Here is a 1,089-nt window from a genome sequence, read left to right on the forward strand (position 1 = left end):
AGACGACACGACACCCCGTCTCTGCCACCGAGGCACCGGCACCATGCCTGACCAGCGGAAACGCACCCGTCGCTATCGGAAAGACAACGGCTTCTCACCGTGCGACCACAAGCCGCCGTACATGCCCTCTGATCTGGGAAGACCCCTTGTCGTGGCGACAAGTGCGCTCGAGAGCGGGTCCCTGTATGAAAGGCGGGCTACCCCCACGGTCGGGCGGCGCACTGCCCGCGTCTTCGGACCTCTCATCGTTAGCTTTCCGCCGTGCCTGCGTTGTGCAGGGCGGTGCGGATCGCGTGATGGACGTTTCGTTCGTCGATGAGTTCGCCGTAGTGCGCGGCGGCGTGCGGGAAGCGGCGCAGGGCGGCGCGATGTGCGCGCCCACATGTTCCCCCGCTCCCCACCAGCCCGGCTGCGGTCACGGCGAACCGGTCTCCGCCTCGGCCGGTAGGTACCCACATTGCTCTGGGCCGCAGTGTGTCTTGTGGTCTCGGCCCCACAGGTAGCTGTCCCGCTCCGTGGCGCGAGCGATGTGGGCCAGACGGCGTTGCCTGAGGCGCGGCAGCGTCGAGGGCAGGGCGCTGAAGGTCTCGGGGAGCACGGCCACCGAGCCGCTCACCTGCTCGCCGTCGACCATCCTGAGCAGCACCCGGCACTGCCACCAGCGCCGGCCCGCGTCCGGCCAGTAGTAGTCGGCGGGGTCAGGGAACAGGTAATGGGGGCCGCTGGTGTCGAGGTGAGCTCGCAGCCATGGACTGCCCGCGCCCAGGCCCAGCCGCAGGTGCCCGGCTTCCTCGTAGAGGGCGAAGATCGCATCGCGGTCCAGAGCCTTGAGAACCCGCGCCTCGCGGGGAAGCGGCGGACGACCGGAGGGAGTCTTCACCGGCCAGCCCGTCAGCAGGCCGATGCGCTGCCGCGCGCTCAGATCGGGGACGCTTTTACGCGGGACCGGAAGCGGAGGCGGGGGAGTCCATCGGTACCCGGCCTGCTCGATCTTTGGGCTTGATTCGCTTTGACGGACACCCCTGATCAGGGGCTTCGGCCCCGGTAAGGATGATGTCCATCATGGAGAGCATGGGGAAGAAGAAGCCA

General features: G+C 68.3%; 1 protein-coding gene. It reads right to left on the reverse strand.

All coding sequences use genetic code 11. The features are described 5' to 3' along the window. Positions 1–415: 415 nt before the first annotated feature. Complete coding sequence (locus ACZ5ON_RS36105) at positions 416–880, reverse strand: hypothetical protein (RefSeq protein WP_465601865.1); 465 nt, start codon at positions 878–880, stop codon at positions 416–418. Positions 881–1,089: the final 209 nt, after the last annotated feature.

The sequence above is a fragment of the Kitasatospora sp. NPDC032150 genome, from assembly GCF_055579945.1.